Here is a 7,099-nt window from a genome sequence, read left to right as displayed (position 1 = left end):
TTTTATCGAGTTGAGTTCTAAAATATAAAACAGGACTACACCACCCCAGACTAAAGCATTGAGTTTGCCCCAGAAAGCTGAAACCGGGACAATCTTCCTTTTTCTGATGATAAATAACCCTGCCAGAAGCATAAGCGCTTCCTTGACAATCACCAGGATGCAGGCCCACAGCGGAAACCCCCTGTACAAAGTGGCATAAACTATAAAAATCCCGATCCCTAATTTATCCACAAAAGGGTCTATGATCTTGCCTAAATCCGAAACCTGATTTAAAGTTCGTGCTAAAAAACCATCTAAGAGATCTGTGGTGACTGCCAGACCCATAAAGATAACAGCGGGAATCAAATCCTCTTTTTTTAAAAAATAAAATATAAAAAGGTAAGTAAAAAGCCTTAAGATGGTGAGTAGATTGGGGACTAAGAATAAATCAGTTTTTTTGATCTCCATCCGATTGATTTTTGTGGGGGCAACCCCCTGCGGTTGCCCGACTGTAGGGGCGATCCGCCACAGGCGGACTCGCCCTGTGTTTTTAGGGCTGGGTAACCCAGTTCCTATTTATGTTGAACATTGAGACGCATTTGATGCGTCTCTTCAAAATTTTTAAATATGGGCAGGCACTGTTCCGACACCGGCGGGATGTCCCTACTCTTCGATCATTTCTGCCGCATGCTCCAAGGATAGATCGCTAATCTTTTTCCCTCCGATCATCCGGGCGATCTCTTTTATCCTTTCCTCCCTAGAGAGGAGCTTGATTTTGGTGATGGTCCTGTTTTTCGATACCTCTTTATAAACCTTGAAATGATAATCTGCCTGTGAGGCGATCTGCTGAAGATGGGTTATACAGATAATCTGATGAGTGGAGGAAAGAGTTTTCATCCTCTTTCCCACTGCCTCAGCTATCTCCCCGCCAATTCCCACATCTACCTCATCGAAAATCATGGTGGGTACCTGATCAGATTTAGCTAAAACCGATTTCAATGCCAACATAATTCTGGAGATCTCCCCTCCAGAAGCTATTTTAGCTAATAGCTTCAACTCTTCTCCCGGATTAGGGGAAACGTAAAACTCAACCTGGTCTAATCCTTTTTCATCCACATAATATTTTTTACCATTTATTTCCAGAAGACCATTTTCTTCTTCACGCTGAGAAATCTTAACCTCAAAATCACATCTCTCCATCCCTAAAAAAGAAAGTTCTTTTTTGATCTTTTTAGAAAGCTCGCTCCCTTTCTCCTTTCTTTTGTCAGAAAGAAGCATGGAGTCTTTTTTTAGGATTTCTTTTAAATCTTTTATCTCTTGTTCAGTTTTCTGAATCAACTCATCCCGGTTTTCTATTTTTTCCAAATCCGTCTTTATTTTATCAGCGTAGTTCAGAACTTCTTCGATAGATTGACCATATTTTTTCTTCAGGCTGTTAATCAGATTCAATCTCTCTCTTATCTTTTCTAATTTCTCCGGATCGAAGTTCAGGCTGTCTTTATACCCCTGTAGAAATCTTGAGCTGTCATTTAACTGAAGCAAAGCGGAATTTAAATTCTCAATGTGCTCCTTTAATCTAGGATCATGCTCTCTGCCTTTTTCCAGTTCTTTTTTGGTCAAGGAGAGCCTTTCAATTATGGAGCCATCTATATCATAAAGCTCCTGAAAAACCATAGAGGCAACCTGAAACAGTGCCTCAGAATTCTCCAGTATCTTTTTCTCAGTAGAAAGCTTCTCCTCTTCCTCGACTGAAAGACCAGCTCTGGTTATCTCGTTTAGCTGAAATTGATAAAGCTCCTTTTTTTCTCTTGATACTTTGTCTATCCTTTTTAGCTCTTCCAATTCTTCCAGCTTTTTCTTCAGCTTGGAATAATCATTACCGACTCGAGCTAAAAGGTCTCCAGCTTCTGCATAGTTGTCCAGATAAGTAAGATGCTCTCTGGAGTCTAGCAGAGACTGGTGTTCATGCTGGCCATGCAGGTCAGCTAATAGGTCACCTATAAATTTGAGGTTGGCTAAGGTGATCAATCTGTCATTCATGAAACATCTACTTACCCCTTTATTAGAAATTTCCCTTCGGATTATCAGTTGATTCTCATTGCAGAGTATGCCTAACTCAGATAAATTTTTCTCGATTGGATTTTTTGGTTTTATCTCGAAAACCGCTTCAACTATGGCACAGTCAGCCCCGGTGCGAATCATCTCAGAAGAAGCTCGCTCCCCTAAAGCCAAATTAAGAGCGCCGATGATAATTGATTTGCCAGCGCCGGTTGCACCGGTAAGAACATTCAGTCCCGGAAAAAACTCAACCGCTAAATCTTCGACGATGGCGAAGTTTCTTATCCTCAGAGACTTAAGCATAAAAGGATAAAGAGTTAAAGGGATAAAGGGTTTAAGGGTTAATTGTCATCATCTACTGAAACTTTGAATTTCCCTTTGTGTTTCTTCAGGTAAGAAATAAGGTTGCCCAGCATCCCTGAGACTCTTCTGGAAGTATCAATGGTCTGTTCAAATTCTTTCTCATTAATATAACCCTGATCCTTTGTGATGAAAAGCTGGGCTCTTAGCTCACCACAGGAAGCTTTGGGAATATAAAGGAATCTAATAAAATCGCTATTAGAACCTCTTTCGTATCCCTCAGAGATATTCGACAGAACTGAAATTGCAGATTTCCTAATTTGATCCATGAGTATTCGATCTTTATAAAATTTAGAATCTTTTGTCATGAGATAAACTTGGTTTACCAATTCTCTTGACCTCTGCCAGACATTTAAATTTTCAAACCCTTCTTTTTTCATTTTTTACTCTTTTTCCCTTAATCTCTTTATCTCTTGAACCCTTTAGCCTTTATTTTATTCTCCCATTTTCGGCTTTGCCCCCCAGTGAAGCTTGGTCCTTAAGACCTCGTAATATAACCTTTCCTGAAACTTGATCAGGTTAATTGAATGTCTGGCTTTGTGGACCAGGATAGTGCTGGGTGAGCCTAATTTAAAAGAGGTCTGTCCGTCTAAGGTCAGCATTGCCTCTTGGTGCTCTGATTCAACTACCACTTTCAGAGAATCCTTCTCCGAGAACACCATAGGTCGTACCGCTAAGGTAAAAGGACAGATAGGTGAGGCTATGATGGCATTTATTTTGGGATTGATGATCGGACCACCAGCCGCCATAGAATAAGCAGTCGAGCCAGTACTGGTGGAAAGGATTAACCCGTCAGCCGAATAGGAGCAGACGAACTCCTCATTATCATACAGGTGAAGATAGATCAACCGGGCTACTTTCCCTTTATCGATAACTATGTCATTTAAGGCATATAGATTTTTTTCTTTGGACCCATCAATTTCTGCCTGCAAGCACATTCTTTTCTCAATCACATAATCTTTTCTTTTGATGCGGTCTAAAGTTTTTTCGATTTTATCAGAGGTGATCTCCGTTAAAAAGCCAATACCTCCTAAGTTAATCCCTAAAATAGGATTCCCTTTTTTCCCAACTGCCCGGGCCGATGCAAGCATAGTGCCGTCCCCGCCTAAGGAGATCACCAGATGGCAACAATCAGGCAGTTTTTCTAACGTTACAGCCTTATCTTTGTGACCGATCATCCCGGAAAGCTGCTGAGTTAAGCAATAACCTATCTTATTTTTTTCAGCCCAGCGTAGTATTCGATTAACTGTCGATTTGACCTTTGGTTTTTTAACATTTGCCACAATCCCAATGCTTTTCATTTTTTCTTTGCCCTCTTCCTTTTTAAACTGGTGAAAGTTACTATCGATTACAGAATATCCAGCTGAGGCGAAGGAGTCTTGTCTTTAATTTTGACCATTTCCCTGACTGCCTTAATTATTCCTTCCTTATCCATTCCCAGGAGCTTCAACAGTTCTTTTCTGCTCCCGTGCTCGATGAATTTATCCGGGATACCGATTCTTTTAAGCTCAATTTTAACGATTCCTTTTTCAAAGATAAACTCAGCCACAGCACTGCCAAAGCCGCCTGTCAGGACATTTTCCTCTAAGGTCATAACCTTGTCGAATCCTTTAAGGGATGACAAAAGAAGCTCCTCATCTAAGGGCTTCAAAGTACGGCAGTTGATAACTTCTGCTTCAATCCCTTCTGAGGAAAGCTCATTTGCCGCCTCTAATGTCGAATAAACCATAGAGCCTATGGCTAAGATCAAAAGGTCTTTCCCCTTTTTTAATGTCTCCCACCTGCCCAGAGGAATTAATCCGAATTCTTCTTTGAGTTTCTTATCCGGAATTACGGTTCGCGGATAGCGAATAGCCACAGGAGATTTCCCTAATTTAATCGCAGTATATAGCATATCTCTTAATTCGTTCCCGTCTTTCGGAGCCAGAACCACCATATTCGGTATCTGCCTTAAATAGGCAAGGTCGAAAGCTCCGTGATGGGTTGGTCCGTCTTCTCCCACCAGTCCGGCTCTGTCTATGGCTAAGACAACGGGAAGATTCTGCAAAGCCATATCGTGAATTACCTGGTCAAAAGCCCTCTGTAAAAAAGTCGAATATACCGCAAAAACAGGCTTCAGCCCGGAAGCTGCCAAACCGCAGGCAAAGGTTGCTCCATGCTGTTCTGCAATCCCCACGTCGAAAAACCTCTTGGGGAATTTTAATGAGAAATCAACCAGTCCGGCGCCCAGGCACATAGCCGCGGTAATAGCCACTAAATCCTGATCCATCTTGGCTAACTCAACCATAGTTTGTCCAAATACATCGGTATAAGTTTTTTTCCCGATATCGTTGGATTCACCTGTCACTTTGTCAAATGCACCGATCCCGTGAAATTTAGGTGAGTCCTCTTCAGCGAATTTATATCCTTTCCCCTTCCGGGTCAGAAGATGTAAAAATATAGGACCTTTTAGATTCTTGAGATGCTCTAAGATTTTTATAAGCTGATTTAAGTCATGTCCACCTAAAGGACCAAAATATCTGAAGCCTAACTTTTCGAAGATTATTCCCGGCACCAGAAAACCCTTTATGCCTTCCTCGACCTGAGCTACCATGGCTCTGATTTTATCTCTTCTTTTGAATCTTCCAACTAACTCCCAGACCTCGGTTTTGAGTTTGTTATACTTCTCATCAGTCAAAAGGTCAGTGAGATATTTGGAGATGGCTCCTACGTTTTTGGAGATTGACATCGCATTGTCGTTCAGGATTACTAAAAGATCTTTACCCTGAGCTCCTGCATTATTCAACCCCTCAAAGGCAATTCCTCCAGTTAAAGCACCATCCCCGATCACAGCTATTACCTTATAATCCTCACCTTTCTGGTCCCTGGCACAAGCCATACCTAAAGCGGCGGAGATAGAAGTGGAGGCATGCCCGGCTCCAAACGGGTCATATTCACTCTCCTTCCTTTTGGTGAACCCGCTTATCCCCTGATACTGCCTTAAGCTTTCAAATTTGTCCTTTCTTCCGCTCAAAAGTTTATGCGTGTAACTCTGGTGAGAAACATCCCAGATGAGCTTATCCTTGGGTAAATCGAAAACATAATGCAAGGCTAAGGTCAACTCCACCACTCCAAGATTGGAAGCTAAATGCCCTCCGGTCTTTGATACAACCGTAATGATTTTATCCCTGATTTCCTGAGCCAATTTAGGAAGTTGCTCCGGAGGGATTTTCTTGAGGTCTTTGGGCGAGTCGATTTTCTCTAATAGACTTTGCGTTTTCATAAGATTTGAACTTATCCTATCCTTTCATATACGTAATCAGCCAATTTCTCAAAAACCCACTTTTTATTTGTCAGGACTCTCAATCTGCTTTTTGCCTGCGTCAACAAGTCCTTTGCCAGATTTTTTGACTCCTTTAATCCTATGACCTCAGGATACGTAGCTTTGGAATTGGCCTTATCTGACCCCTTTTTCTTTCCGATGACCTCCTCTTTTCCCACAACGTCCAGGATATCATCCACTATCTGAAAAGCTAATCCGAACTTCTCGCCGTAACTGGACAGAGCTGAAAGAGTAGCCTTATCCGCGCCTCCCAGGATAGCTCCTGCTCTTACTGACGCTCTGAGTAATTTCCCGGTCTTGTGAGTGTGTATATATTCCACCTGTTTAAGGGAGATTTTCTTCCCCTCAGCTTCTAAATCTTTAACTTGTCCACCGATCATCCCTTCTGTACCGATTGCTTTAGCTACTTCATAGACCACTTGCGGATTTTTCGACTGTAACAGTAACTCAAAGGCTAAAGCATGCAAAGCATCTCCGGCTAATACAGCCATTCCATCGCTATAAACCTTATGCAGGGTCGGTTTTCCTCGTCTTAGGTCATCATCATCCATGCAGGGCAGGTCATCATGGATCAAAGAATAGGTATGGATCATCTCCAAAGCACAGGCAACCGGTAGAATTGCTTTCCCCCTTCCGCCTACAGCCTCAAATGAAGCCATTGATAAAATCGGACGCAACCTTTTCCCGCCAGCGAAGACCGAATATCTCATCGCCTGATGCAAACTTTTTGGCTCTTGGTTTTCGTTTGGAAGACAGCTCTCCAGCGCCTGATTTACAATTTCCCTTTTCTTTTTTATATATACCTTAAAATCCATGCTTTCCTTTTTTGTTGTTCCTTTTGACGTCTCACGTCTCACATCTTTCGTCTTACTCTCTTTTATTCTTCTTCTTCCTCTTCTTTCTCCTCAACTTCCAGAGGCTCTGTCTTAAACTCTTTCTCTCCTAATTTTATTAATTTTTCAACTTTAGTCTCAGCCTCAGAGAGCTTCTTGGTGCAGAGACGTGATAATTCAATCCCTTCCTCAAAGAGCTTAAGAGATTCATCCAGAGATAGTTCCCCACCTTCTAATTTCTGAACGATCTCCTCTAACCTTTTCAGTGCGCTTTCAAAATTGCTTTTCTTTGCCATAATGTAGTCATTTCTTTGTAGGGCAGAACACTGTTCTGTCCCTACAAATCTGCGTGACCTTCGTCCACAAAGTCAGAGTCAGAGTTTAAGCGGACACATCTTTTTCCGTCTTACTTCTCACCGTCTATTTTTTTTACTTCAGCTTCTATCCTTCCTCTTAAAAACTTCACCTCGATCTCGTCTTTCAGTCGAAGTGAGCCTGCATCTCTTATTATCTCCATCCCAGGCAGTTTCCTGGTCAGGGAAAACCC

7 protein-coding genes are annotated in these 7,099 nt (G+C 41.9%); all 7 read right to left on the bottom strand.

Annotation, left to right across the window (positions count from 1 at the left end):
• Window positions 1-447: CDP-alcohol phosphatidyltransferase family protein (locus MUP17_12370; protein MCJ7459766.1), on the bottom strand; the 447-nt coding region annotated here is incomplete at its 3' end.
• Between the two features lie 195 nt (window positions 448-642).
• The gene (recN, locus tag MUP17_12365; GenBank protein ID MCJ7459765.1) at window positions 643-2,340 is read right to left on the bottom strand and encodes a DNA repair protein RecN; all 1,698 of its coding nucleotides are present in this window, start codon (window positions 2,338-2,340) and stop codon (window positions 643-645) included.
• Between the two features lie 38 nt (window positions 2,341-2,378).
• Complete coding sequence (locus MUP17_12360; GenBank protein ID MCJ7459764.1) at window positions 2,379-2,777, bottom strand: four helix bundle protein; 399 nt, start codon at window positions 2,775-2,777, stop codon at window positions 2,379-2,381.
• Between the two features lie 54 nt (window positions 2,778-2,831).
• Window positions 2,832-3,698, bottom strand: coding sequence for an NAD(+)/NADH kinase (locus MUP17_12355; protein MCJ7459763.1), 867 nt, complete (start codon window positions 3,696-3,698; stop codon window positions 2,832-2,834).
• A 47-nt stretch (window positions 3,699-3,745) separates the two neighbouring features.
• Entirely contained in the window at window positions 3,746-5,659 is a 1,914-nt protein-coding gene (gene dxs, locus MUP17_12350) for a 1-deoxy-D-xylulose-5-phosphate synthase (GenBank protein MCJ7459762.1), read from the bottom strand.
• An 11-nt stretch (window positions 5,660-5,670) separates the two neighbouring features.
• Window positions 5,671-6,534 (bottom strand): polyprenyl synthetase family protein, encoded by an 864-nt coding sequence (locus MUP17_12345; protein MCJ7459761.1) that lies wholly within the window; start codon window positions 6,532-6,534, stop codon window positions 5,671-5,673.
• Between the two features lie 62 nt (window positions 6,535-6,596).
• The gene (xseB, locus tag MUP17_12340) at window positions 6,597-6,848 is read right to left on the bottom strand and encodes an exodeoxyribonuclease VII small subunit (protein MCJ7459760.1); all 252 of its coding nucleotides are present in this window, start codon (window positions 6,846-6,848) and stop codon (window positions 6,597-6,599) included.
• Between the last annotated feature and the right edge of the window lie 251 nt (window positions 6,849-7,099).

It is taken from the genome of Candidatus Zixiibacteriota bacterium, from assembly GCA_022865345.1.
GTDB lineage: Bacteria > Zixibacteria > MSB-5A5 > MSB-5A5 > RBG-16-43-9 > RBG-16-43-9.
Note: the sequence above shows the minus strand (reverse complement) of the source record. Positions and strands in the feature narration are given on the sequence as shown.

Bases quoted from the DNA above. Each gene is read 5' to 3' on its own strand.
- recN (MCJ7459765.1), bottom strand. From the start codon at position 2,340: ATGCTTAAGTCTCTGAGGATAAGAAACTTCGCCATCGTCGAAGATTTA.
- MUP17_12360 (MCJ7459764.1), bottom strand. From the start codon at position 2,777: ATGAAAAAAGAAGGGTTTGAAAATTTAAATGTCTGGCAGAGGTCAAGA.
- MUP17_12355 (MCJ7459763.1), bottom strand. From the start codon at position 3,698: ATGAAAAGCATTGGGATTGTGGCAAATGTTAAAAAACCAAAGGTCAAA.
- dxs (MCJ7459762.1), bottom strand. From the start codon at position 5,659: ATGAAAACGCAAAGTCTATTAGAGAAAATCGACTCGCCCAAAGACCTC.
- MUP17_12345 (MCJ7459761.1), bottom strand. From the start codon at position 6,534: ATGGATTTTAAGGTATATATAAAAAAGAAAAGGGAAATTGTAAATCAG.
- xseB (MCJ7459760.1), bottom strand. From the start codon at position 6,848: ATGGCAAAGAAAAGCAATTTTGAAAGCGCACTGAAAAGGTTAGAGGAG.